The 24919-nt window shown below is 67.9% G+C and carries 15 protein-coding genes and 5 pseudogenes; 5 read left to right on the top strand and 15 right to left on the bottom strand.

Translation table 11 applies throughout. The features are described 5' to 3' along the window. Positions 1-22: 22 nt before the first annotated feature. The 6 genes and pseudogenes from ACN469_RS20270 to ACN469_RS20245 form a co-directional block, all read right to left on the bottom strand. Positions 23-1447: a DUF1552 domain-containing protein gene (locus ACN469_RS20270; RefSeq protein WP_498770313.1), complete on the bottom strand. Its 1425-nt coding sequence runs from the start codon at positions 1445-1447 to the stop codon at positions 23-25. Then, complete coding sequence (locus ACN469_RS20265) at positions 1444-3159, bottom strand: DUF1592 domain-containing protein (protein WP_498770311.1); 1716 nt, start codon at positions 3157-3159, stop codon at positions 1444-1446. Before ACN469_RS20265 ends, ACN469_RS20270 begins: the two co-directional genes overlap by 4 nt. Positions 3160-3399: 240 nt before the next feature. Next, positions 3400-4770, bottom strand: a complete 1371-nt coding sequence (locus tag ACN469_RS20260) for a hypothetical protein (protein WP_498770309.1) — start codon at positions 4768-4770, stop codon at positions 3400-3402. Between the two features lie 147 nt (positions 4771-4917). Beyond that, positions 4918-5055: pseudogene (locus ACN469_RS20255) on the bottom strand (IS5/IS1182 family transposase); the annotation flags it as partial. 157 nt (positions 5056-5212) lie between these two features. After that, positions 5213-5875 (bottom strand): hypothetical protein, encoded by a 663-nt coding sequence (locus ACN469_RS20250; RefSeq protein WP_498770307.1) that lies wholly within the window; start codon positions 5873-5875, stop codon positions 5213-5215. A 1468-nt stretch (positions 5876-7343) separates the two neighbouring features. Next, positions 7344-7589, bottom strand: a pseudogene (locus ACN469_RS20245) (integrase core domain-containing protein); the annotation flags it as partial. Positions 7590-8923: 1334 nt separating this feature from the next. On the opposite strand from ACN469_RS20245, the gene ACN469_RS20240 reads away from it, so the two are divergent. Beyond that, positions 8924-9898, top strand: coding sequence for a WD40 repeat domain-containing protein (locus ACN469_RS20240; protein WP_498770305.1), 975 nt, complete (start codon positions 8924-8926; stop codon positions 9896-9898). 221 nt (positions 9899-10119) lie between these two features. Here the strand turns inward: ACN469_RS20240 and ACN469_RS20235 are convergent, their stop codons facing one another. The 3 genes from ACN469_RS20235 to ACN469_RS20225 all read right to left on the bottom strand — a co-directional run bounded on the left by ACN469_RS20235 (position 10120) and on the right by ACN469_RS20225 (position 11831). Next, positions 10120-10458 (bottom strand): hypothetical protein, encoded by a 339-nt coding sequence (locus ACN469_RS20235; RefSeq protein ID WP_498770303.1) that lies wholly within the window; start codon positions 10456-10458, stop codon positions 10120-10122. 5 nt (positions 10459-10463) lie between these two features. Beyond that, positions 10464-10835 carry a hypothetical protein gene (locus tag ACN469_RS20230; protein WP_498770302.1) on the bottom strand — a complete coding sequence of 124 codons (372 nt, stop codon included), beginning with the start codon at positions 10833-10835 and terminating at the stop codon, positions 10464-10466. Between the two features lie 138 nt (positions 10836-10973). Next, positions 10974-11831 (bottom strand): trypsin-like serine peptidase, encoded by an 858-nt coding sequence (locus tag ACN469_RS20225; RefSeq protein WP_498770300.1) that lies wholly within the window; start codon positions 11829-11831, stop codon positions 10974-10976. A gap of 441 nt (positions 11832-12272) precedes the next feature. On the opposite strand from ACN469_RS20225, the gene ACN469_RS20220 reads away from it, so the two are divergent. Then, complete coding sequence (locus tag ACN469_RS20220) at positions 12273-13757, top strand: tetratricopeptide repeat protein (RefSeq protein ID WP_498770298.1); 1485 nt, start codon at positions 12273-12275, stop codon at positions 13755-13757. Between the two features lie 234 nt (positions 13758-13991). Here ACN469_RS20220 and ACN469_RS20215 read toward each other — a convergent pair whose 3' ends face one another. Then, positions 13992-14279, bottom strand: a complete 288-nt coding sequence (locus ACN469_RS20215; RefSeq protein WP_498770389.1) for a hypothetical protein — start codon at positions 14277-14279, stop codon at positions 13992-13994. Between ACN469_RS20215 and ACN469_RS20210 the strand changes: the two are divergent. After that, positions 14198-14802: pseudogene (locus tag ACN469_RS20210) on the top strand (transposase). The gene ACN469_RS20215 and the pseudogene ACN469_RS20210 overlap by 82 nt on opposite strands. 55 nt (positions 14803-14857) lie before the next feature. Here ACN469_RS20210 and ACN469_RS20205 read toward each other — a convergent pair. Beyond that, a pseudogene (locus ACN469_RS20205) lies at positions 14858-15010 on the bottom strand (transposase); the annotation flags it as partial. A 323-nt stretch (positions 15011-15333) separates the two neighbouring features. Between ACN469_RS20205 and ACN469_RS20200 the strand changes: the two are divergent. Beyond that, positions 15334-16098, top strand: a complete 765-nt coding sequence (locus ACN469_RS20200; RefSeq protein ID WP_498770296.1) for a GON domain-containing protein — start codon at positions 15334-15336, stop codon at positions 16096-16098. A 137-nt stretch (positions 16099-16235) separates the two neighbouring features. Here the strand turns inward: ACN469_RS20200 and ACN469_RS20195 are convergent, their stop codons facing one another. From ACN469_RS20195 to ACN469_RS20185, 3 genes are read right to left on the bottom strand one after another with little or no spacing between them, the layout of a single operon-like run. Beyond that, positions 16236-20000, bottom strand: a complete 3765-nt coding sequence (locus tag ACN469_RS20195) for an nSTAND1 domain-containing NTPase (protein WP_498770294.1) — start codon at positions 19998-20000, stop codon at positions 16236-16238. Then, on the bottom strand, positions 19982-21091 hold the full coding sequence (locus tag ACN469_RS20190) for an ADYC domain-containing protein (protein ID WP_498770292.1): 1110 nt from the start codon (positions 21089-21091) through the stop codon (positions 19982-19984). The genes ACN469_RS20195 and ACN469_RS20190 overlap by 19 nt, the downstream gene beginning before the upstream one ends. 18 nt (positions 21092-21109) lie before the next feature. Further along, positions 21110-22495 (bottom strand): FHA and sigma-54 interaction domain-containing protein, encoded by a 1386-nt coding sequence (locus tag ACN469_RS20185; RefSeq protein ID WP_498770290.1) that lies wholly within the window; start codon positions 22493-22495, stop codon positions 21110-21112. Positions 22496-22930: 435 nt separating this feature from the next. Here ACN469_RS20185 and ACN469_RS20180 point away from each other — a divergent pair, with 435 nt between their 5' ends. Continuing rightward, on the top strand, positions 22931-23584 hold the full coding sequence (locus ACN469_RS20180; protein WP_498770288.1) for a jacalin family lectin: 654 nt from the start codon (positions 22931-22933) through the stop codon (positions 23582-23584). A 475-nt stretch (positions 23585-24059) separates the two neighbouring features. Here ACN469_RS20180 and ACN469_RS20175 read toward each other — a convergent pair. Then, positions 24060-24868, bottom strand: a pseudogene (locus ACN469_RS20175) (sigma 54-interacting transcriptional regulator); the annotation flags it as partial. Positions 24869-24919 lie beyond the last annotated feature (51 nt).

The raw sequence follows: 24919 nt of genomic DNA, 5'->3' as shown, positions 1-24919 counted from the left end.
GGAGCAGGCCGCACTCGGCCACTCAGGCGATGAGCTCGGAGAGCACGCCCTTGGTCAGCGCCGGGTCACCGAAGTCATCCAGGTTCCCACCGGCCGCGTTCTTCAGCCCCACGGCGGTGCCAATCGTGTTCAGCATCCGGTTGTGGTTGGGATTGCCGCCGCCCGACGCCGCGACGTAGACGCCCTGCTTGAGGAAGCCATTGCAGCTCCCCGCCAGCACGAAGGGCACATCGCGCGCCGAGTGAGCCGGCCCGTTGCCCAAATCATTGTACCAGACCGCCACGCCGTGCTCGATGAGCCGCTTCCCGTCCGGCATCTGGTAGGCCACCAGCCGGTCCAGGAGGTGCTTGAACGCGCTCGCGAACTGCACGTCCACGTGGTGGTGCAGCAGGTCCGAGCCGGTGATGATGCCGCCGCTGGCGTCGTGCGACGTGCGACGGTGGGACACGTAATGGAAGTTCTCCATCAACTGCCCCGTGCCCGGGTCGCGGTAGCGCGTGTCGCCGTCGTTGCCGTTGCCCACCTGGATGACGGCCGCGCGGTTGGTGCCGCACGCCATCGCCATCACGGCGATGTCCATGTGCAGCCTGGCGGTGGCGAGCACCTCGGTGCCGTCCGTGCTGTCATAGCCGGGCGCCTGCTGCTGGAGGATGAGCTCCTGGTCCGCGCGCATGCGGCAGCTCAGGGAGACCTCCAGGTCCCGGACGTTGGACAGGTGCAGGTCCAGGCGCTCAAGGTCTGACGCGCTCAGCTCGGGACGCTGCTGGAGCGCCTGGAGCTGGGCCTTCACCAAGTCATTCACGCTGCGCTGCCGGACGAGGAGCTGCTCGCGAGCCTCGGGAGTCAGTCCTCCCGGGCCGCCAATCATCGTCTGGTACGCATTCCACGGGTCATGGAGCGCGGCCCGGCGCACGTTGCTGCTCCGGTAGGAGAGGCAGGGCCCCCCGAGCCAGCCGCCACGCCGGCCCGCGTAGAAGACGAGCGAGTCACGCTGCTGCGGGTTGAGCTCGCGGCCGATGCGGTGGTCGATGGACTCGCCTCCGGACTCGGAGCCGCCGCCCGCGCCCTCCACCACGGGGCCCCGCGCGGTCAGCCCCTGCATGGCGCCGCGGGCGTGGCCGTCCCCGTAGTTGTAGTCCCTCATGTTGACGTTGCGCACCAGCAGCAGGTGCGCGCGGTGGTCATTGAGCACGCCCACGGCCCGCCCGGCGATGCTGTCCGCGGTGAGCGCCCCCAGGGTGCGAGGCCAGAAGCGCTCCGGCTCCGCGCCGAGCTCCGACGTCGTCTGGGCCGAGGCGACGCCGTTGGCCTGACGGAAGAAGATGGCGTACGGCAGCGCCCCCGAGTCCGCCGCGCGGGCGGTCCTCGGCACCAGCCCCTCGAGAAACGGCAGGCTCAGCATCGTCCCGCCCAGGCCCTTCAACACCATCCGGCGACTCAGCTTCATGGCAGCTCCTCCGGGTGGCGATTCACGAAGCCCTCGCTGGTGACGACCTCCACGACGAGGTCGACGATGGACAGGTTGCCCGCCTTCGACAGCTTTCCGAGCCGCTCCACCAGCGGCCCATCCTCGTGGGCGAACGGGCGCCCGTGGAGGTACTCCACCCAGTGCTGCGCGTAGCAGGCATGCACCCCCTCATTGGCCGCGAGTGCGTCCGCCAGGTCGAGCGCGTCGCGCACCGGCACCTTCTCGCCGTTGATGGTGGGAGTCGAGCTGGCGTCCACCGGATGTCCGTTGTCCGTGGTGCGGTAGCCGCCGATGGCGTCGAAGTTCTCGAAGGGGAAGCCGAGCGGGTTGATGAGGTGCGAGTGGCAGCTGGCGCACGCGGACCCGGGCGCTTCGGTGTGCGAGGCGACGACCTCGCGATTGGTGCGGCCCTGGGGGGCGGGGAGCGGTGGGATGTTGGCCGGCGGCGCGCCAATCTTCCGGCAGAGGATGCGCTCGGACACGAAGACGCCGCGGTGGATGGGGTCCGGGTCCACCGACGTCGCGTGCGAGGCCAGGAAGCCCACCTGGGTGAGCACGCCCTTGCGCTCGCGCGAGTCCAGCGTCACGGGGACGAAGTCGGCGGTGAACGTGCCACTCAGCCCGTAGACGCGCGCCAGCTCGTCGTTGACGAAGGTGGCCGGCGAGGTGAGCAGGTCGCTGTAGCCGCCCTTGCGGGAGAAGACGACGTCCTGGACGAAGAGGGTCGTCTCCCGGGCCGCGTGCTCCCCGAGGCGCTCGGTCACCTGCGGGTAGCGCGTGAGGGAGGGCCGGATGGCGGCAAAGCGGGGCACGTCGAAGAGGGTGCGGTGGAAGGCCTCCACCACCTTGTTCGAGCGCGCGTCCTGGAGCATGCGCCGTGCCTGTGCGGCGACGCCCTCGCGGGAGTGCAGGGTGCCCTCGCTCGCGGCGGCGAACAGGGCGTCGTCCGGCATGACGCTCCAGAGGCCGTAGCTCAGCCGCGAAGCCACTTCGTAGTCGTCGAGCGGCACCCGGTCCTGCACGGCCTGGGTGCTGCGCTCCACGCGGTAGAGGAAGTGGGGCGACTGGAGGAAGGCTTCAATCACCAGCCGGATGCCACCCTCGAAGGCCGCCATGTCCGCGTAGGCCTGGGGCCCCTTGCGGTACAGCCCGAGGTAGCTCTCCACCTCTTCGGACGTCAGCGGGCGCCGGTGCGCGCGCAGGCCGAAGGACTCCACGAAGGCGCGGGCGCGCGCTTCGCCGGTGGCGGTCGACGGAGGCAGCAGGCGCGCGAGCTTCGTCGCGTCCGTCGTCACCTGGCCGGCGAGCTCCGCGGCGGCGCGCTGGTAGGCGCCCCAGAGGGCCTCGTCGACGGAGAGGGAGCGCGCATCGTTGTCGAAGAGGAAGCCGCTCTGGGCGGGGTCCGCGCGGAAGGTGCCCGCCAGCGTGGTGGGCGGCGCGTCCAGCCTGAGCAGCTCCTGCACGCTGTGGGTCCACTGCACGTGCGTCAGGCGCGCCATCCGCACGGACGGGGCTGGCTTCTCGATGACGGTGGGCGGGGGCGTACCGGGGCCGGGCCCTCCACCGGGGCCCTCCGGGTTGGAGATGGTTCCTTCGCAGCCAGCAGCCCCGCTCAAGAACAGCCCGAGCACCACCGGGCGCCACCACCGTCCCCGCTCCGCTGGCTCTCGTGACAACCGTTGTGAACGCATCCTCGGCACGAGCGCCTCCATCATTGGGAGACATACCAATCGGATGGATTGCGCGTTCCTGTCAATGTAGCCGCGACTCGCACGCGCATCGGTCAAATGGCCCGATGACACGGATACTGAAAAACTCGTGTCACACGTGCATGCGTGTTTCATCAGACCCGACTTTTCGTGAGGGCCTCGCGCAAAAGTGTGGAGGGGGCGCCACAGGCGTGGGGGACAGCCCCCCTCAGTGTGCGGGTGCTACAGCCGCAGGTACACGCCGAGCTGACCACTGAAGTACAGGTCCTTGGCGCCGCCGGCGAAGACCGGGGCCCCCTCCGCGGCGTCGGCGGTGAAGGAGTAGCTTCGCAGCTCTCCGCCCATCCGCAGGCCCAGCATGCGCGTCAGGGCGAACTCCACGGCGAGCTCGCCATCGAGTCCGGAGCCGCTCAGCTCCGGGAGGTAGTCGTCCGAGGACAGCTCGCCGCCGCTCAGCACGTGCTGGTAGCCCACGCGCGCGGCGATGGCCCATCGCTCGGTGAGCGCCTTGCGCAGGCCCAGCTCCACGTGCGCGAAGCGGTAGTCCACGTCGGGCAGGGCGAAGGTGCTCTCCGGCGGGAGTTCCACCGCGAAGGAGTGGGTGCCGTACAGCGCGCCCACCGAGACCTCCAGCCACCGCAGCGGCAGGCGGAAGCGCAGGCCTCCCTCCAGGAGCTGCGCGGTGGTGCCGTAGCTGGAGCCATCCGGGAGCCGCGTGGACAGCCCGAAGGAGCGTGAGCCCCGCGCCACGATACCCAGGTTGTGCACCAGCCCATCCGTGAAGTGGGAGAGCGGGAAGTAGCTCACCGCGAGGCTCGCCATCGCGGCGCTGTTGAGGCTGTAGTCGGGCAGCTCGTCGGCGTTGTTGCCAGAGAAGTTGAAGCGGCGGAACAGCCCCTGTCCGGACAGCAGCGCCTCCAGGATGGGGCCGTCCAGGTCGCGAGGGCCGGCGGCCTTCGGCTCGGACTTCACCGGCGGCTCCTCCTGCTTCACGGTGGGCGGAGGAGGCTTCACCACCGCCGGGCGCGGTGCCTCCGCGATGGGGGCCGGGGGCGCGACCTCCGGCTCGGAGACAGGAGTGGGAGGCGTGACGGAGGCGGGCGGGGGGCGCTGCTCCGGGCCCGCCTTCAGGGCCGCGCCCAGCTTGGGCTCGAGCTCGCGCCGCACGTCGGGGAAGGCGCGGTTGGTGCGGACGTCCCAGCGCTCCTCCGTGAGGAGGGTGCCGTCCTTGCCGGAGTAGGCGCGGACCTCCACGTCCCAGCGCTTCGTCCCCTTCACCGAGGCGAGGATGAGCACGTCCGCGCCGAGCTTTTTCGCCAGCGCCTGCCGCTGCTCATCCGACTTCGGACCGCCGCGGATGAGCTTCACCTGGGCATCCACCTTCTTCGCGGGCAGCACCTCTCGCCCGCGTCCCTTCTTGCCCAGCTCCTGAGTCAGCACCCTGCGCAGCGCATCCGCCTGGGGGCCCTCCGGGCGCAGCACCGCCACCCGGGTCTTCTGCGCCTGGGTCTTCTTCGCCTGCGCGGCCTCGGCCGGGGGGGACGACACGACCAGCGCCAGCACCAGCACCACCCATCCCGCGATGCGGCTCACAGGGCCACCTCCTTGGAGCGGACAGACGAGGTGGACGAGGCCGGGAGGACAGGGACGAAGGGTCGGGAACGCATGGGTGCTCGGCTTCCAGTGACGAGACGGGGGCTGCCTCGGCCCAAGGCAATTGAGGGGCCAACATCCCGGAGCTTATCTCGGTAGGAGCGCGTGGAACCAGGGGATGATGCCCACCGCGAGGTGCGGCATTCCCAGAGAGGTGTCTTCGCGCTTCTCCCATCGCATCAGCAGTCGTCGGAAGCGATTCAGCCAAGAGTGCCCGCGCTCCACCGTCGCGCCTTCTGTCGAGCGCGGCTCGTCTTGATGCGCACTCCTTTACCTTGTCGAGGTGCGTGAAGAGTGAAGCAGAACTCTTTTGCCAGCCGACGTACCTTGGGCGTGGCTTCGTGAGCCTACGGCATTCCCCGAGACAGGGATGTGCGCCCGCTCAGGGGCTACGCGGGTACACCTGCCGTGGTTTCTTGGGGGAAAAGTCGAATTCGAGGCGGCCTACAATCTCATCCGCCTGACAGGGGCTTACGCTCGCCGCGTCGTCGACGGTGGCCGTCAACTCAAGCCACCCCTTGAGGTGGTCGGGCGTTTCGCTCTCCATCACGAACTTGCCTTCAACTCGATGGGGCGGCTGGAGGAAGGTCCGGTCAGACTCGCAGCCCATCGCTGACCACGCTGAGATGATGCGCGGAGAGTGTTGCTCGTCTGGGGTGAACTCTCCCGGTCCCGAGCCAAGGAATCCAGTTGGAGGGGCGCCAATTCCCGCGATGTCCAGGGACCAAGGCCCCACGGGGAGTTCCCCTGCTGCGTAGAAGAGCGACATGCAGGCGTGGACCCTGTCACCGCGGACATCGTCGTCGGGCTCGAAGTCTCCGCAGAAGTGGACACGGTACCGACTGAATCCCGGTTCAATGCCGAAAGTGATGAGTCCCACCTCGTTGAGGGAAAGCCACTCGTCGGCATAGCGCACGCGGATGGTGGACTTCAGGCCGTCATCCTTCTCCCCGCAGCCTGTGAGCAGCAACGGGACGAGAGCCCAGAAGGCGAGTCGCTGGAGGGACGGCGTGAGACGGAACGGGTGTTGGATGGTTGAATTCATGAGGCCTGGATGCTCTTCCGTGGATTTGGGAGATGGTACCCCGGGGCGCCCGGGGACCGCGCGACGGGCGGAGGAACAAGCCCCCACCCGATGGCTTATCGCGACAAGGGGTGACGCGACGACACCGCCGAGCTTCAGGGAGACTCGCTTCGACGAAAGTCATGAGAGACAGGCGCACTCTTGGTGATTGAGAAGTGCTTCCCTTCACTACCTACAGCGCCTACCAGCCATTGCGACTCGCTGCTCGGCGTGCCTCTTCCCTCCGTGCGTCGTCTGCCTGCTGGCGACGCCGTTCATCCTCCCGCCGAGCGTCCTCGCGCTGCTGTCGACGCCTCTCCTCCTCGCGCCGGTCGTCTTCACGCTGCTGGCGACGGCGCTCCTCTTGCCTCGTTTCTTCGCGTCGCGAGTCCTCTCGTCGTGCGTCCTCTTTCTGCTCGAGGCGCTCCGCCTCCTGCTTCTTGGCGTCCTCCCCCCAGTGGACGTCACGCCAGATGGCGGCCGCGCCTCGCAGCTTGGCTTGAGGAGTCGGTGGGAGGACGTCAGCACCTGCCTCGGACGGGGTTGGTGTGCGGGAGGAGGCTGTGCGGAGGGCGCCGTTGTAGATGCAGACGCCGCTGACGCAGGTATTGCCGAGGAAGCACGGGGCCTGCGGCCCGCAGGACTCTCCAACGTCGCGGTAGTGGGTGACGGGCTCCGCACACCGTCCCAGCGAGCAGGTGAGTCCGAGGCAGCACTCCGTGGTGCTCTCGCACGATGCCTTTGCTGAGCCACACGTGAGGGGGCCCGCGAGCGTGGGGTGGACACACGTTCCTTCGCGACACACGAGTCCGTCGCAGCAGGCACCTCCAGCACCGCATGGCGAGTCCATGGGAATGCATGAAGAGGACGGCGTGCAGACCCCGGTGGGAAAGGATGCGTCGGTATTGATGTTCTCACAGGTGAAGCCTGGGCAGCACGTGTAGGAGGTGGCACAGCGGCCACCGCCACGACTGCAGTGGAGAGTGGTGCCATATGCGGATCGGCAGGTGCCCTGGGAGCAGACATTCGCCGATGAGCAGCAGTCCGCATTCGTATGACACGGCCCAGCACTGTGGCTGCACTGGAGGGAGCTGGCGAAGGCGGAGGGAGAGGCGCAGAGCAGGAAGACAAGAAGGACGGAGCGGGACATGGGCGTGGTGGGGAACGGGATTCGCGCGAGTCCGCTCGACGTGTGCAGGGGGTGTGCCGGTGCTTCAGGAGGTGGTCGATCTCTCAAGGTACGGTGGTTGTGCGCCAAAGTACCTGTCCGCGCCTCGGGACGGGGCTCGGCTGTTTCTGGATGGCGCTGAGGTGGGAGTTGGCGAGTCTGGAGGCGGCCCAATTCCGGGCTGGGAGTCGCCTGGTTCCGTGACTCTCCCGCACTTCGTGTGGACTGTAGGTTCAGACGGTGAGCAGCACTCTGGAGTTGCCCCCGTCAAATCGGACATGGTCAGAGGGGGGATGCTGCGTGGCGGTACTCGATAGGGGAACGCATCTTCAGGCCCTTGTGATGATGCACGTGGTTGTAGTCGTCGAACCACGCGGGCAGTTGTCGGAGGACGGCCTCCGCGCTGTCCAGGCGGGCGAGGTAGACGTAGTCGCGCTTGAAGGTCTTCACGAAGGTTCCGGCCATCCCGTTGCTCTCGGGTGAGTGCGCAGGTGTCGTTCGGGTGAGCAGCCCCAGGCTGCCGCCGAATGCGCGCGTCCCTGGGAGTGGAGATCAAGCACGCGGTTCTATCTGGTGGGCGCGCGGTTCTTACCGCGGGCGAGGCTCAAATTGCCCGTGCCGGCTGCACGTACTTTGGCGTCACTATCGACAACACAAGCGGCCACTTCATGCCGACTGCGGAGGGCGTGGCGTATGCTCGGGCTGCGTTCGCCAAGATTGAAATTACCTTCCCGCAATGAGATGCATGATGGAACCCAAAGAACTCACGGTGCGACGCTGGTCCGAACTCTCCAGCAAACCACTCTCGGAAGAGAGTGTGCGTGCTCTGCACTTGCCCGCGAGGAAGTATCGGGTGAGCGTTGATCGGTATTCTCCGGGGGAAGATTTCGCTGGCGTACTGCGGGCCGGTACGTGCTACGTGTTGGCTGGGCACTGCCAGATTGAATTCGGCACGCAGGTCGCCCAGCTCGCCGCTGGGGATGTCGTAGAGTTTCCTGAAGGCAGGTATCGCGTGATGATGAGTCGCGAAGCTGAGTGTGTTGCTGTTTTTGCTTGGGAGCTTCCGGAGGAGTTTGCTCGATAGGAGACGGTCGGACTCTGCGTTGCGAAGTCCTTCCAACTCAGTGCCCAGGTGTCAGCCTGGGCACATGTAGAAACCGGGCCACCTCGCGCCAGCGGCGTCCCGTGGTGGATTGCCCCGCCACGGAACGCATGCGCACGTTCCGCCTGGGGCGGCCCCGTCGCGCCCGGATGTCGTGACGAAGGGCCGTTGTCAGCTTTCCACCCACAGTCATGAAGGTGGGTGGAACTCGCACGGTTTCGCGGTGCGTGTGGGCTCGGGGGCGAATCGTTGGCCGAGAGTACCGCAGCGCTGGCCTGGCACTCCCTTCGCGACGAGCCGCTCAGCCTCATGAGTCAGCGAGACGGCGTGGGCGGTGTCTCGGGGAACTCGCCGGAACCGTGCACTCCGCGCTGAAGCCTTCCAACGAAGCCCATCATCTACGCACCGGCAGTACGGGTGATTTCTTCGGCGCCGATTACGATGCGCATGGGGAAGGGCCGCGGGCGCCTCGAGCAGTTATCCCAAGCAGGTGCAGACGCCGCGCTCGCCACAACCCCCCCGTGTCAGGGAGTTTGTCGCCTCTGCCGTGCGCGCCTCGCTCACGGGTCTTGTCGCGCTGCCGAACCGACCTGGCGCACCGGTGACGCAGCGACCGAAGTCGCCAACTCGGTCCGGCTCAAGCCCCCCGTGCGCGGTCTGGCTTGACGCAGCGTGCGAAGCGAGTCATCGCAGCCCCCATTTCTGAAAGCCCTTCAAGCCGCGCCGCTGAGAGGCCAGGCGCGCTCCCCGGATCCGCACCATGCTCATGCCCTCCCTTCCGCTGACCCCTGACACCGCGAGGCACTTGTCCCTGCTGCGGATGCTGGGGCCGCCGGAACCTTCGCCGTACTCGCGGTGGCAGCGGTTGGCCTGGGATGCGTCGTCGCCCTATCTGTTGTCGGTCCAGAAGCAGGGCGGTACGCCGCTGCGTTGGTGGGACCTGCACTCGGAAGAGTCGGCTCCGCTTGTCGCGCACCCCGTCTCCCGATGCGTGGGCGCGTGGTTCCTGCCCGACGCCCAGCGGCTTCTGTCCGTGACGGCAGGCGGCACCCTCCAGACCTGGTCCGTCACCGATGGCAAGCTGTTGTCCTCGGTGGAGACTGGCGGGTCCGTCGCCCATGGGAGCCTGTCGTCGGACGGCACGCGCCTGCTGCTCACGGCCAGCCAGGGACGCGTCCTGCTCTGGGGCCTGGAGCGCAGCTGGCTCGTGTGGCGACTGGAGGACCCGGCCTTCCTCTACGGCTGCGCATTGTCGCCGGATGGCCGGTTCGCGGCAGCGGGCGTCGCCGAGGAGCAGGACGGCGCCGCGACACATGGCTCGGTTCGCCTCTGGGATGCGAGGACCGGTAAGCCCGTGGGGACCCGCACGTTCGACTCACAGCGGATCTGGACCGTGGCGTTCACGCCGTCCGGAGCGTCGCTGGTCGCCGCGGATTCCGCTGGCCAGTTGTTGTTCCTGGACCTTCCCGGACTTGAAACCACTCGGATCATCAGGGCTCCGGCTTCCGGGGCCCTGCAGTTTGAGTTCAATCGGGAGGGCACCTTGCTGGCGGCGGGGCCGGACACGAGCGCGTTCGAGGTCATCGACGTTCGTGAGGGACGCGGCGTCTTCTCCTATTCGGACCGGGACGACGAGCAGGGAAGCACCGCGAACTTCTCCCCCGACGGACGCTTCGTGAGCTGGGGCATGGACGACGGCAAGGTGGGCGTCTGGGGCGTGAAGCCGAGTCCCTGACGCCGCTTTGAGGTTGTTCAGCCCGGTCGCCTGACCGTCCTCGACGGGCTCGGATATCGCCCGTGTTGCCATGGGGACGAATCTGGGGTGAGGCTTGCCCATGCATTCCAGTCCTGGGAATGGGCAATGGTTCCAGAAGGGATGTCAGGGATTGCTGGTGCCCAGGCTGACACCTGGGCACTGAGGTGGAAGGACTCCGCAACGCAGAGTCCGACCTTCTCCTATCGAGCAAACTCCTCTGGAAGCTCCCAAGCAAAAACAACAACACACCCAGCTTCGCGACTCACCACCACGCGATACCCGCCTTCAGGAAACTCTGCGACATCCCCAGCGGCGAGCTGGGCGACCTGCGTGCCGAATTCAATCTGGCAGTGCCCAGCCAACACGTAGCACGTACCGGCCCGCATTTCGCCACCGACATCTGCCCCCGGCGAATACCGATCAACGCTCACCCGATACTTCCTCGCGGGTAAGTGCAGAGCACGCACACTCTCTTCCGAGAGTGGTTTGCTGGAGAGTTCGGACCAGCGTCGCACCGTGAGCTGCTTGGGTTCCATCATGCACCTCATTTCGGTTGCGGGAAGGTGATGCCAATCCTGGCGAACGCAGCCCGAGCATACGCCACGCTCTCCTCAGTCGGCATGAAATGGCCGCTTCGGCCGTTGATTCTGAGGCCAAAGTACGTGCGGCCGGCACGGGCAATTTGAGCCTCGCCCGCGGTTGGAACCGCGCGCCCACCGGAGAGCACTGCGTGCTTGATCTCCGCTCCCAGGTAGGTGTGAGGGGCGACGAGGCGCTGACCAGACCCCGTCACTCCGAACTTTATCTGCTCACCACTGTCGACAAGCGCTCGGAAACCACGAGCGCTCGCCTCCATGATGAACAGTCGTCTCGCAATCGACGAGATGTTGTGAACCCGCGCGGTGGACTCGCCCACGAAATACGTGTGAGCGTCGTCCACCTCGAAGGTGAAGACCGGCTTGCGCTCCGAACCTCACCCCAGCGGTGCAGGAGCTGAAGCGCATCGGCTGAACCCTCTCACGCGACAACTGCCTTGACGCCCGCCGGGGGCTCGTTACAGGTCCTTCACGGCGTCATACAGGCTGCCCGCCGTGTCGTAGCTGAAGTACGGGCCCTGCCACTTGTGGACCTTGGTGGGGTCCGAGTCCCAGAACATCCAGCTGTTCACCGAGTACAGATAGGCCCAGTAGTTCTGACCATAGCTCTCCAACCAGGGCCCGCCGCTGGCGCCGCCGGTCATGTTGCAGGAGATGGAGGGAAAGCCGTCCTCGTTCCACGTGCCGCCCTGGCAGAAGAGCAGTTGGGAGCCGTTGAAGGGCGGGGCCGCGGGGTAGCCGAACTGGTAGATGTACGCGCCGTAGGGAGCGCCCCACTTGATGCCTTGTCCCCCCACGGCATCGATGATGCGCGTGCCATTACGGTCGTTCATCACAGCGGCCCCCACGTCGTAGGCCCGGTCCCCGTTGTTGGTCCACCCGTGCTTCGACCAAAGGCTGGTGGACGTCCAGGTGCCGTGGGGGGAGCCCGAGTGGTAGTTGGGGACGAAGGCCCAGTTGCTGAACCAGTTGCGACCGGAGCCGCCACCATGCACGCAGTGTCCCGCGGTGAAGACGACCCGTCTGCCATTGCTGTACACCGTGCTGCCCGAACACACGTAGTTCTGCCCGCCGTCCGTATAGAAGACTTTCCCGCTCATCGTATGGATGTCGGCCAGCGGCGCGAGGCCGCCTCGCGGCTCGGCGCCGTCCACGGTGCGGCTCACGTTCTCCGGCGCGATGGGCTTGAGGCTGATGGGCGCCTTGCCGGACGTCGTGGGGGGCTCCGCGGGAATTGCCGAGGCCATCCGTTCCGGAGTCCAGTAGGCGAGGATGCGAGCCTCATCCAGCGCTGACGCGAGCGTGGAGGAACTCATGTTGTCCGCCGGGTCGGCGGTGGGCGCTGCTCGCGTGGAGGGGACCGCGCCCAGGAATCCAAACACCGCTACGGCAAGAGCGACTCGACTCCGCGACACGAAGGGCATCGGCCAGCCTTTCCAATGACGACTGCGGGTGAGGACCGCCATTGTCATGGTTGGCAGGGGAGCGACTCAATACGCGGAACCTCGTAATGAGAGGAAATAGACCGGGGAGGCCGCGCTACTTCTTGGGCCCGGACGTCGGCGGAGCAGGGCGGCGGAAGACCTCCTGTGGCAGGGAGTTTGTCGCCTCTGCCGTGCGCGCCTCGCTCGCATTGACGCACGGTTCGACAAGGCCGTGACGCGCTCAGGACGCAGCGGCCGAGGTTGGGTCGGCACGGGTCGGAAAGAAGTGCATCGGAGTGTCGTGAGACGGTCTCGCTCGCGTATCCTTGCTTCATGGGCCTCTTCAATCGTCTCTTCGGTCGCGCGGGCAGGCCGGCACCCACCTCGCCCGAGGCTGTGCGCGAGCTCCTCTTCGATGCTGTGCAATCACAGGATGACGCCGCGCTCATCCGGTTGTGTGCCGAGCACGAAGCCCTGCTCCTCGAGCACTACCCTGCCTGGTTGACGGTTCCCGAGAGCGTCCGCAAGGAGCCGACACACCTCCAGCGCTATGGCCAGGGGCTCATCGGCATCGCTCAGTGCCTCGCGCAGACTCGGAACCGGCCCGAAATGCTCCAACGGATGATGGGGACTCCCGCCGACAACCCCATCGTGCGCTGGCAGGAGGCACGGGAGCGCGCCAACACGCTCATGCGCGAGCTGGACTTCGAAGGTGCTCTATCGCTGCTCACTCCCGAGGCGGAGCGAATCCAGGGCCTGTCGGGAGGAAATGCCGAGTCCATGAAGGCCATGACCCTCGGGCAGATGGCTGCGTGTCATTTCCAGGAGGGCCGGGCGGAGACCGCGCTTCCGCTCTTCCGGCAGGCGATTGACCTGTGCCGGAGGGCCCGTGACGACGAGGGCGTCGTCGTCTACCTGGAAAACAGCTTCGAGGCGCACCGCTACCTGGGACAGGGAGTGGATGCCGCAGGCGTGGCCATGGAGCTCGCGGTGGCGCTGGAGCAGGTGGGCCAGGATTCGCGGGCCCGCCGCATCCGGAAGGTCGCCGGAATCGTCCGGGCCGGTGAGCCGCTCAATCGGGTGGTGGCGCAACTCGACAGCGTCACCCTCGAACTGGACGAACTGCCCGCGCTCATTGAGGGGAGGCTGCAATTCATCTTCCGCCGCAATCGACTCGACCTCGCGCGCACCACTGCCCTGGTCGAGCGAGGCCGTGAGCTGGGCGGGGAGGGCCGCTACGGGGAGGCGCTCGCGCTCTTCCAGGAGGCACGGCGTATCGACTCCTACTCGCCCGAGCCCCGCTATGAAGGGGCCGTCACGCTCCTCCACCTCCAGCGCGCGAGCGAGGCCGTGTCCTGGTACGACGAGGTGGAGGCGCTTGCGCCGGGCTGGTACCGGTGTCGCGCCGAGCGCTGGCTGGCCGCTGGAATCGCCGCCGGAAGGATTCCGTACCTGGCCTTCACCGTGATGCGTACGCTCGAGCTTCCGAACCTGGGCGCGGAGGACCGGTTGCGACTCACGCGCCAGGCTATCGGAGAGGCACCGGGAGTGCCCGAGCTTCAACTGCACCTGGGCCGGCAGCTCACGGCGCTCGACCGGAACGACGAGGCACGGGCGGCGCTCGAGGTGGGGTTGGCACAGGCGGAGGAGCCAGACATCCGCTCACGTCTGCTGATCGAGTCCGCGGCCGATGCCGCGCCTTCGGCGGACCGGGACAGGATGCTCCACGAGGCCATGGAGCCTGGGGGAAACCTGGTCGCCGCGGCAATGGCGCGGGTCCTGCTCCACTCGGGAACCGGCCAGCGTCTGGTTCACTGAGCCGCAGTCGAGTGCCACGAGCCCGCCTCGCGCATTGCCGACCCAGGAAGAGCGATGACCGTGCGCGCCTCGCTCGTTCGCATTGACGCACTGCCGAAGGCGGCCTTGACGCGTCCATGACGCAGCGACCGAATCTGGGGTAGGCACAGTCCACACGCGGGCAGAGTGAGAGCCCCCCGCTACGAGCAGCTTGGGTGACCCGCCTGCGATCCATTACCCCGATCCGTCACAGCGTTAGTCATCTCCCTGATTGGCGCAACTACACTCCTCTCCCGCGTTTTTGAATGCGCCCTTGACGGCGTCTTCAACTTCCTGCTCGTCGCGGAAGTCCTCCATTCTGGGATTCTTGGCGCGGAAACGCTTGAGTGCCTCGTCGCGCACCATGTCCTTCATTCCTGAGTGATTGTTTCTCACTTCATCGCAATTCTCACATCGCTCCAGTGCCTCCATCTCAATGGCAATTGTCGTCGCGGTGTTGTGCAATCCTTCCTGTCGATACATCTCTTGGTCGGTGGAACTCATTTGACTCTTGGTGTTGGTTGGTTGCCAGGCGCGATCTTGGCACCTATTTCGGTAGGGAAGAAGGTCGGCCGCCTGCCGGGTTGCAGCGCTGCACGGTGCACCTCACCCGGAATGTCCTCGCCAAGGCCCCCTGGCGGCTGCGAGGACGGCTGGGCAAGCAGACGTCGGCCACCTTCGAAGCCCCCAATCTCCAGGGTGCCAGGAAGCGAATGGAGGCCCTCAGGAGGGACTGGGACGCCAGGTGCCCGAGGCCATGGAGTGCCTGCGTCAGGGCTTCGCCGCCGCCCCCTGCTTCTTCGTCTTCCCCAAGGCCCACTGGAAGCGCCTGCGCAGCACCAACGGCCTGGAGCGTCTCCACGGCGAGGTGAAGCGCCGCATCCGCTCAGTGGGCGCCTTCCCGGACCGCGCCAGCGCCCTGCGCCTCATCACCGCCGTCGCTCTCGAAACCACCGGCGTCTGGGACGACCGCCGCTACCTCGACATGTCTCCGCTGAAATCAACCCCAGACACCGCCGCTGCCTGATGCCGCCAAGGAGCCTTCCTCCCCCGAACCCCTCCGGGCTGGCCCGGGAGAGGTCCACCCACGTCCTCAACGCCGACAGCGTCAAGTCCAAGTCCCTCGCCACCTGGGACGTCGTCTTTCCCTCCTCCAGCACCAGCCTCCCTGCCCCGGTCTTGAACTCCTCCGGGTCGCTACGCCGGGGGCGTCGTGGCTTCTTCACTTCCTTCATGTCGGACACCGTACCTGCCTCTTCGTTGGTGTACTGAAGCGGACCACGCCCACTTCGGACATGTCCGGACATGTCCGGACGGCGTTCAGGACACTGCGTGGGCCGTGGTGAGGATGGCGCCGTGACACGCTCGGAGACAGCGCAGCGCACGTGAGCCCATGCGTCTGAGATACCGGGGCCCGCCTCTGGCATTTGCCTTGCTCAAGGGACGCCCGACCGCGTTCCGCGGTCGGATGTCTCGCCGAGGAGCCCCCCGAATGAGCCCAAGAAGAAACCCGCTCGCGTCTCCCGTCGTCTCCCCTCGCCCTGTCCGCAGCGCCGGAATGGGCGCCCTCTTCATGGGCCTCGTCGCGCTGAGCACCAGTTGCGGCGAAGCAGAAAGCGTCAACCACGACGTGCCTCAGCGCCAGGGCACGCGCGCCGAGCAGGTGAAGGCGCTGGTGGACCCCCGTCACATCGGTCCCCTGCCCAACCAGCAGCAGGCGTTCCAGCAACTCGCCCCGGCCACCTGCGAGGAACTCAAGAAACTCTACCCTGGGCTGAAGGATGGCGAGTACACCCTTTACCTCGACAACAAGGAAAGCTTGCCTTGGAGTGCCTGGTGCCACGGTATGGCCCGCATCCCCACCGAGTACCTGACGCTGAGGCAGGCGGACTCCATCAACTTCTCTCAGTACACCGCGGGCGGTGCCTCGCCTGGCACCGACGTGATCACCTACTACGCCAGGCTGCGCTTCGACCCGGTCACCCTGCGGGTGGATACGGCCGACCAGACCTTCTCCACGTCCTCGGGACAGCTCATCCACGGCCCCACCACGGTCACCTCAATGCCATACGCTTCGGCCATGTCCTGCGACTGGAACCCCGATGGAAAGGCCAATATCGACCTGAGCGGCACCCCCTTCGCTGTAGCGCCTGACCAGTTCCGTGTGATGGGCTATTACCCGGTCGGAGAGACGTACGACAGCCCTGACGGGCAATGGGTCGATCTTCTGGGTGGCGGTTACTGCGGCTGGAACTCGCTCGTCGACAGCGACGACCCCTACAACCAGCGAGGCGGCCACCTGCTGCTGGTCTACAGCCCCTAGAAGTCGTGTCACCCCTGGAGCCAGCGAGGCTGTGAATCGCTGGCTCACGCCTCATTTGGAGTGGCGTCGGGTTCGTGGCCCGCCCGACTGGCTCCACACGATGTGCGGGGGAGCCACGAGATGGGTGTCACTCCACATCACGGGGCGTGACGCGAACCCGTGTCGGGCGCGCAGACGCGGAGGCCCACGCGGATGTCCCTCAGCCAGGGCTCGTTGGGCATTCGCGTGTTGGAGCGGTTGGAGATGCGGTCGTAGTACCAGGACCCTCCGCGGGCCACTGCCTCTCCGGGCGCGCGGACCGATTGCACCCATTCGATGGCGTTGCCGGCCAGGTCCATCACCCCGAAGGGGCTGGCGGAAGCAGGGTGGGCACCCACCTCGTCGGGACCGAAGCCCAGCGGTTGGCGACCATAGGTCTCATCGAAGTTCGCGTCGTCCGGCGCGAGCAGGTCGCCCATGGGAAACAGGCGGGCGTCCGCGCCACGTGCCGCGCGCTCCCATTCGTATTCGGAACACAGCCGGGCTCCCGGAACGCGCCCGGAGCGGTCCAGCCACGCGAGGTACGCCCGCGCGTCCTCCAGCGAGATGGCCGAGACGGGAAACCGCAACCAGTCCTGCACGGCCCTGTGCGTGCGGCCTGGGTAGTGGATGGGCTCGCCGCCGCGCGCGGAGAGGGGATGCTGCGTGGGCTGGAGCATGAGCCGCCAGCCCGTCTTCTCCCGCGTGAGCGCCAGCGCGCCGGCCGTGGACCTCACGCCGGGCGTCCGTCGCCGCTGCTCGTCCGGTGGCAATGCATCGAGGAACGCGAGCCACTCGGCGAACGTCACCTCATGGCGGGCGATGAGGTAACCCTCCGTCATCACCGGCCGGAGCGGGGGAGCCTGGAGGAATTCGCGTCGCAGGGCTTCGTCGTCGCTGCTGCCAAAGAGGAAACGGCCCGGCGGGATGTAGACGAAGCCCTCCGGGATGTCGGCCGACCGCGGCAGGGGGATGCGCGCCTGGAGGCGCTCTCCCGATGACAACACCACCGGCAGGACGGCGCGCGTCAGGCCCGGTGCCTGGAAGGTGAGGACATAGGACCCCGGGCCCGTATCGAGTGCATGCGACGCGATGGGCGTCGGGCCCAGGGAGATGCCTGCGGACAGTCGGGGTGCTCCGGGCAGGCCTGTGTCACGCTGAAGCAGCACCTCCACTCCCGGGGGCTCCGTGGCGAGCTCCAGGACCGGCGGAGCGAGGAGCCTGCGTCGCCCGTCACCGTCGTCATCGAGGCTCGCCAGCCTGCGCAGGGCTTCGCGTCGCTGTCCGGGACGGAAGAACCACTCCGCCAACTCCATGCGCCCGGTCAGGACCTCCGCGAGGAGTCCGCGGGCCTCCCTCCGCGAGCCGTCCAGCAGCAGGGCGGTGTCGAGTGCCTGCGTGGCGCGCTGGTAGGCCTCGTCCGCGTGGCCATCGCTCGTTCGTGCCTGGGTCCAGGCCTGCTCGGGTTCCCCTGCGTCTGCCTTGGCCAGCGCGCCGGTGAGGACGCGCTCCCCGCGCGCGTCCAGGCGTTGGAAGGTGTCCGCGCGCGCTGCCTTCGCTTCGGCATGGTGGACGCGGGCTTCGGTGAGAGACACCCGGGCTTCATCCAGGTGCTCCTGCACGGTGCGCTCCAGCGCGTGGCGGCCCTTCATCCAAGCCGCGCCCCCCGCCACCAGCGCGGTGAGGGGCAGGGCCAGCACCAGCCCCAGGCGCCGCGCGAAGGTGCGCCGGAGCGCCCTCCGCGAGGCCTTGAGGAAAGCCACTTCTTGCCGCGTCAGCGCGAGCTCGCCCGCCGCGGTCACCGCGTCGAGCTCACGCCGGCTCCACAGCGCCGAGGTGGCGCGGTCCGCGCGCTCCCATCCTGCCGAGGCGAGCCTCACCCGTTCGAGCACCTGCCGCTCCTGCCGGGCCGCTTCGAGCCATCCGCGCAGGGTGGACCACCCCTCGAGCAGCGCCTCGTGCGCCACCTCGTGGACGTGCGCCTCACCGTCCTGCCTCACCACGACGAGCCGCGCCCGGACCAGGGCCTCCAGCGCGATGCGATTCGCGGAGGTCTCGGCACCCAGCTCCCCGGTGGTCCGTCGGACCCGGGCGCCTTCCGGGCTGATGAGGCGCGAAAGCAGGTCGCGAGCCGCCCGGCGCGCCTCGGGTGCCAGCGCCGCCAGCGCTCCGTCGGCGTGACGACCCAGGGCCCCGGCCACGCCCCCGAGCGCCTCCAGCGACGCCTCTCGGATGCGCTGGTTCGCCCGGTCGCGGGCATCCCACAGCTCGGCGAGCGTGAACTGGAGGAGCGGCAGTCCTCCCGGAGCGTGGGCGGAGGACGCCACGAGCGTGTCCACCAGGGCCTCTGTCTCGAACGCGACGCCTGTCACGCGCGCCGGACCGACCACGGCCTCGCGCGTCCCTTCCGGGCCCAGCGGCTTGATGAGGAAGAGGGCGCGCGCCACTTCATCCTCCAGCCCTGGCAGCGCCGCCAGCCGGGTGAAAAAGTCGCCTCGCACCGTGGCCAGCGTGCGCACACCTGGGGCCAGGATGGCCAGGTGCCCGAGCACCTGCGTGAAGGCGGCGGCTTCGTCCGACTCGCTCTGGGTGAACAGCTCCTCGAGCTGATCGATGAACAGCAGGGTGCCTCGCGTGGGCCCGGCGGCGCGCAGCGTCCGGGCCATCGCCGCGGGCTCTTGCCGCACCTGGGCCGCCAGTGTCTGCTCGGACAGCCCGAGCCGTCCCGCCACCGCGGCGACCAACGCCGTGAAGGGCCGGCGCCCGGGCATGAGCGACAGCACGGTGTACGCACAGCCGTCGTCGAGCCCCGCGAGCATGACGAGCGGCGACACGCCCGCCCGGCACAACGAGGACTTGCCCACGCCCGAGTCCCCCGCGACGAGCACCAGCGCCTGGGCGCGAAGCCGCTCATGGATGGCGCGGACCTCCGCGCCACGTCCGAAGAAGACGGCCCGGTGCTCCGCGTCGAAGGACTGCAGCCCGCGATAGGGATTGCCGGGAGGAACCGGCGCCGCATCGCTGTCCTCGTTCAGGCGCTCGAGCTCCGCGCACAGCGCGTCGGCGGAGGCGAAGCGCCGCGCCGGATCGTATTCGAGACACCGGAGGATGACGGCGCGCAGGCGGACGCCGAGCCCGCTTCCGGAGGGTTCCAGACGGGGAGGACGCGCTTCTGGCGTCCTCGGTTCGTCCACCGCGCCGCTCGCGGTGGGTGTGTCGACGGGGCGATGGCCCTCCAGCAACTCGTGAAGCACCATTCCCAACCCATAGACATCTCCCCGGGGGCCGGGCGGTTCGCCACGCAGCGCCTCCGGCGCCATGTACCCACGGGTGCCGGCGATGGGGCCCGTGGCCCTGGCCGCGGCGTCTGCCTGCTCCGCCGCCCAGGAGAGCGCGAGCCCGAAGTCGACGAGCTTCACCTCGCCCTCCGGGAGCACCATGACGTTGTCCGGTTTGATGTCGCGGTGGAGCACATGTGCGCGGTGCGCGGCGGCCAGTCCCCGTCCCAGTCCCAGCGCGATGGCCAGGACCCGGTCCGGTGGGAGCGGCGTGTCCAGGTCCCGCAGGGAGACGCCGGGGAGGAACTCCTGCACCAGATAGGGCTGGGCGCCCACCTCCGAGACCCGGTACACCGTCACCACGTTCGGGTGGCGGAGGCGGGCGAGCGCCCGGGCCTCGGCGAAGAGCCGGTCCCGCTGTCCCGGGCCGGACCGCTCCGCGCCGATGAACTTGATGGCGACTCGCCGCTGGAGCGCCGTGTCCTCGGCCAGGTAGACGCGGCCCATCCCCCCCTGGCCCAGCAGGCGGATGAGGCGGTACTCGTCGAAGGCCGGGGGCGGCTCCCAACCCTCTGGCGTGGGGGCGCTCAAGGCAACGGAGGGCACACGCAGCGCCCCCCAGGACAGGTCCTTGGCCCCAGGGGCTCCCCCGTGCCCACTGGGCACTGGGTGCAGAGCTCGCCACCCGGTCCATCGTCAGAGGGGCAGTACTCGTTCTGCCAGGTCTGGGTCAGCAGCAGGAAGGGCACGCCCCCGTCGAAGTAATCCTTCAAGGGGGTCTCCGGGTCACCGGGTTGGCGGCAGTCGTAGCTGGCCCTCACCGGGGCTCCTGGCTCCCCTCGGATTTTCCAGCGGGGGGTGGGGAAGTAACGCGGCCGCACGCAGCTCTCCCCGTGCGGCGTCACGCCGAAGGGCAGGGCGCCGTGCTCATTCCAGGCGGCCTCGAAGAGCAACGGCGGAAGCCCTCCGGAGAAGGTGTCCTGGGTCTGGATGCCATACCCATCGACGAAGTCGACGTAGGTGCCCTGGCACGTGAAGGGCTCTCCGTCGCCGTTGTAGTCGGCGCGCGCGGCCCGCACACACGCCTGGAACAGCCGCGTGAACGGGGGCCCGCCAGCCCACTCCTGGTGGGGGAGGTAGCCCCAGTGCGCGCAGACGCCGACCGCGCCCGTCGTGCAGCTCACCGTGAAGCAGGGCGTGTCGCCCCTTCCGTCGTTGAAGCTTCCATCCGGCATCCAGCAGCCGGGAATGACGACCGCCTTCCCTTCATAGAAGTGGCTCGTGGGGGTTGAGCATTCCTGGGGGTTCCGCGTGACGTAGCCCTGGTCCGCGCAGACGTTGTGGTTCAGGTCGACATCGGTGACGGTATAGAGCTTGAGTTGGGCGCCCGCGTCTTTCAGGAGGGCGGGCAGGCACGGGTCCGAGGGAGGGCTCTCGCGGATTTGATAGGCCCTGCCATCGCTTCCCACCCAGGGGCCGGCGCCTCCGTCGAACTGTCTCTCGAAGAAGACACTGCCGCCATTGACGCTGGTCCATCCGGTCAGGCTGGGTGCCTGAGGATTGACGTGCTCGGGCTGGGGGAGCGGAGCCTCGCGGGACTCCTGGGCCCGCGGCTCGAAGGCCATGGGCGCAACGCAGTCCCTGGCGCTCAGCGTCGCCATCCAGGCCATCAGCGTCAGGGGGAGGAGAGAACGCATGGGACCCTCTGGGACGTCTCAGCTGAGGCGCGGCGGGGGCGCGCGGTAATGGTCCAGTTCGAGTCCGAAGTCCTCGATCCACCGATACACCTGCTGCCGCGAGCACCCGAGGTGCCGGGCCACTTCGGCGACCTTCCCCTGGTGCGCGCGCAGGTGGGTCTCCAACTCCTGGGGGGTGGAATCGAAGGCGCGCGCCGAACGCGGAGCAGGAGGCTGGGAGGAGACCTCCGCCACTGACGGCTGCGTGGAGGGCCGGGCTGTCCGCATCCGCCGCTCCGCCTCCAGCTCATGCTCCACCTGCACTCCCCACTTCAACGGCCCGCCATCTGAAGCGATGACCGCGATGGAGAGCACGTTGAGCAGGCCTCGCACGTTGAGCGGCCAGTCGTGCAGGAGCAGCGGCTCGGCGAGGCTCACGTCGATGGGCCGGGATTCGGCCTTCATGCGTCCGAGCAGGTGGCGCGCGATGGGCGCGATGTCCTCGCGGCGCTCGCGCAAGGGGGGCATCAGGAGGCGCCATTGCACGAGCCTCGCGTAGAGGTCCGCGCGGAAGGCGGCCTCATTCACCTGGGAGACGAGGTCCCGGTGCGTGGCCGCGAGCACCCGCACGTCGATGGGGACCTCCTGCGTTCCTCCCAGGGCGCGGACCCGCCGCGTCTCCAGCACGCGGAGCAGTTTGACCTGGAGCATGGGCGGCATCTCACCCAGCTCGTCCAGGAACAGCGTGCCCCCATGGGCTTCGCGCAGAAGACCGTCCCGGGCGGATGCCGCGCCCGTGAACGCGCCGCGCACATGCCCGAACAGCTCGCTGTCCAGCACGCTCTCCGCGACCCCTCCGCAGTTGAGCGCGATGAAGGGCCCCTGTCGGCCGCTTCGTTCATGGAGAGCGCGCGCGGCGACTTCCTTGCCCGTCCCGGTCTCCCCCAGGATGAGCACGGATTGCACCTGCCGCGCCGCCCGCTCGAGGTCGCGGTGGAGCCGCGTCAGCGCGGCGCTCCTGCCCACCAGTCCGTCAACCGGGTGTTCGTCATGGGGGGCCTCCGAGGCCTCGGCGAAGACAAACAACGTGTCCCCCATTCGCAGGACATCCCCCCACGCGAGGGGAGCGCGTCCCGTGAGCGGTCGTCCATTGAGATGGGTGCCATTGTGGCTTCCCAAATCCTCCACGAACCAGGTCCCCCCGGCGTGTTCGATGCGCGCATGGCCCCGGGAGAGCCGGGCGTCGTCCAGGGCGACCCGGGGGAAGAGGGGGGCGCCACGCCCCAGGAGCGTCGCGCCGCTGCCAAGTCCATGACGCTCATCCTCGATGAACGCGTTGCGCGTATAGGCAAGGAAGAGCGTCGCCGCACCGGTTCCACTTTCAAACGAAGGGGCGTGTTCGGCGCTGAGGGTGTCGTCGGTCATCGGGGCCGATGCCTGTCATATGTCAAGTGATGGTCTTCCGGAAAGAGCTGGGTTTGCCGTATTTTTACAGGCCTTGCGGACCTGGGAAGATGCCTTGACTGTCGAGCCTGCGCTTGAATCCAGACGTGGAGGAACGCCATGCGCGTGAAGGGGTCGCCGGATTCCAGTCAAGGAGATGCGTATCCAGGCCCGGTGAGCGCCCTCCGTACGACTGGCCTGGGAGACATGGCCCGCCCCCGAGCGGCTCGTCATGCGCAGCGCTCACGTCATGACGCGCGTTTTGACGCAGCTTTGACGCACTCATGACGCAGCGACCGAGTTTTGGGTAGGCACACGTGGGGTTTTGGTCACGCTGGCACGGCACGTGCTCAAGGACCGCGCAGCGTCTCATCCGGGACGCAGACACCCACCGCAGTCTCGCTAGAGGAAAGCACCATGAAGAAGTCCCCGTTTCTGTTGGCCATGTGTGTCACCAGCCTCGCCTTGCTGTCCGCCTGCGGCCCCGAGGATGAGTTGTCCCAGGGGATGGCCAATGAGACCTCCAGCACTCCGGTGGAGCCGGAGGGTGACTCGATTGGCGCCTCGCAATCCGAACTCCATGTGTCGGGGGATACGTTCGCGCTCGCCACTCACGGTAAAGACGGTGGCAACCCGCATGTCCTGCGCTGCCCTCCGAGCTACGTCGCCGTCGGGCTCTCCGGCCGCGCAGGGGGGACCCTCGACCAGTTGGCGCTCGTCTGTGCGTACATGGGCTCGGATGGAAACCTGGGCGCCCAGTACGTGACCACGGGCGCCGTGGGCGGCGGCGGCGGCGAGGCGTTCTCATTGATGTGCCTCGCCAACCAGGCCGTGGTGGGCTTCCGCGGCAGAGCCGACAGGTACGTGGATCGTGTGGGTCTCTACTGCTCCACCATCGCCAGTTGGCGGGCCTCGACGGCGGTGCAGTATTTCTCTCCGGAGGTGGGCGGCAGCGGTGGTTACTCCTACAGCGAGATCGCGCCGCAAGCCTACGTGGTGACGTCGCTCAACGTGCGTGCTGGCGGTGTCGTCGATCAGTTCCAGGGCATCGCGTCCTACATCAGCCCGTAACACCCAGGGCGCAGGATGGGCTGTCCTGGTCATGCCCGGCTCCGCTCCCGCTCAAGGGGGCGGGCCGGGCATTCGTATTTCCAGGGGGCCTCCGGGCGGTCCCGTGGACATGTCCGGACATGTCCGTGGACATGTTCATCGATGCTCCCACTCGAATGAAGGACGAGAACCCCAAGCACCCTGGACGAAAGCCCGCCGCGAGCGCCGGAGCCCGGAGTGGGACGCGGGGCCGCGCTTCATCTCTGCATCGCCCCCATCGGGTGGTCAGCTCGGCACGTCAGCCGAGGCGACATCTTCCCTGGCCCCCCAGCAGCCCTACGGAAGAGCAGCCTCCCTCATGCTGCGAAGAGGAGCGCTCCCAGCGTCCTGCCGCTTCGGCTTCAGCCGAAGCCTCTTCATGAGCAGAGGAGGACGCATCCGGCCCCAGCGCCCCTCCGTTGATAGAGCCTTCGAGGTGGGCGGCCGTCTCCCTGACTCACTCCTGTTCGTCCGCATCGGGAGGGGTGAGTGCGTGGCGCTCGAGCAGCCTCCGGAGCTGCGTGCGATGGATGCCGAGCGCTCGCGCCGTGGCGGTCACGTTACCTCCGTTCTGGAGCAGGGCCTGCTCGATGCGGACACGCTCGTCGGGAGGCAGGGGCATCGCCTTCGATGGCGCCCGCTGCCGAGGAGGTTCTCGCTGCGCTTCGGGAGCCCGTGACAAGGCCGGCCCGAAGCTCGCTCCGGCGCCAGGACCGAGATGACGTGCCTCGACACGAGACGCGCCTTGCATGAGCGCGGCTTGTACCGCGCTGCGCAGCTCGTCCAGCAACTCGCGGACGTTGCCGGGCCAGGGCCTCCGCAGACACTCCTCGACCAGCGAGACGTGCAGGCCCATCCCGGGCGAGATCCGCTGGAGTTCCTGCTCGAGCAGCAGGGGAATCTCCTCGGGGCGCTGGCGCAACGGCGGCAGCGTGACCTCCGGTCGGCCGATGCGGAAGTACAGGTCCTCGCGCAACTGCCCGTTGGCCACCAGGGCGCGCAGGTCCTTGTTGCTGGAGCAGCAGACTCGCAAGTCTATCGGCTGTGCCTTCCAAGCCCCAACGGGAGCACCTCCCTGCTCTCGAGTACCCGCAGGAGCTTGGCCTGGACCGACAGGTCCAGTTCCACGACCTCGTCGAGGAACAAGGTGCCTCCATCCGCGGACTGGAGGTAACCGGGGGCGTCCACGTCGGCCCCTGGGTACGCTCCCCGCCGAGCGCCGAACAGCAGTCGCTCCGCGATGCTCAGGGGAATGGCCGCGCAGTTGACGGCGATGAAAGGGCCACTTCGCCGGTGAGAGTGGAAGTGGAAGGTGCG

Origin of the sequence: Corallococcus terminator (assembly GCF_049194865.1) — a bacterium.
Lineage (GTDB): Bacteria > Myxococcota > Myxococcia > Myxococcales > Myxococcaceae > Myxococcus > Myxococcus terminator_A.
The sequence above is the reverse complement of the archived record's forward strand: the minus strand, read 5'-3'. Positions and strand labels throughout refer to the sequence as shown.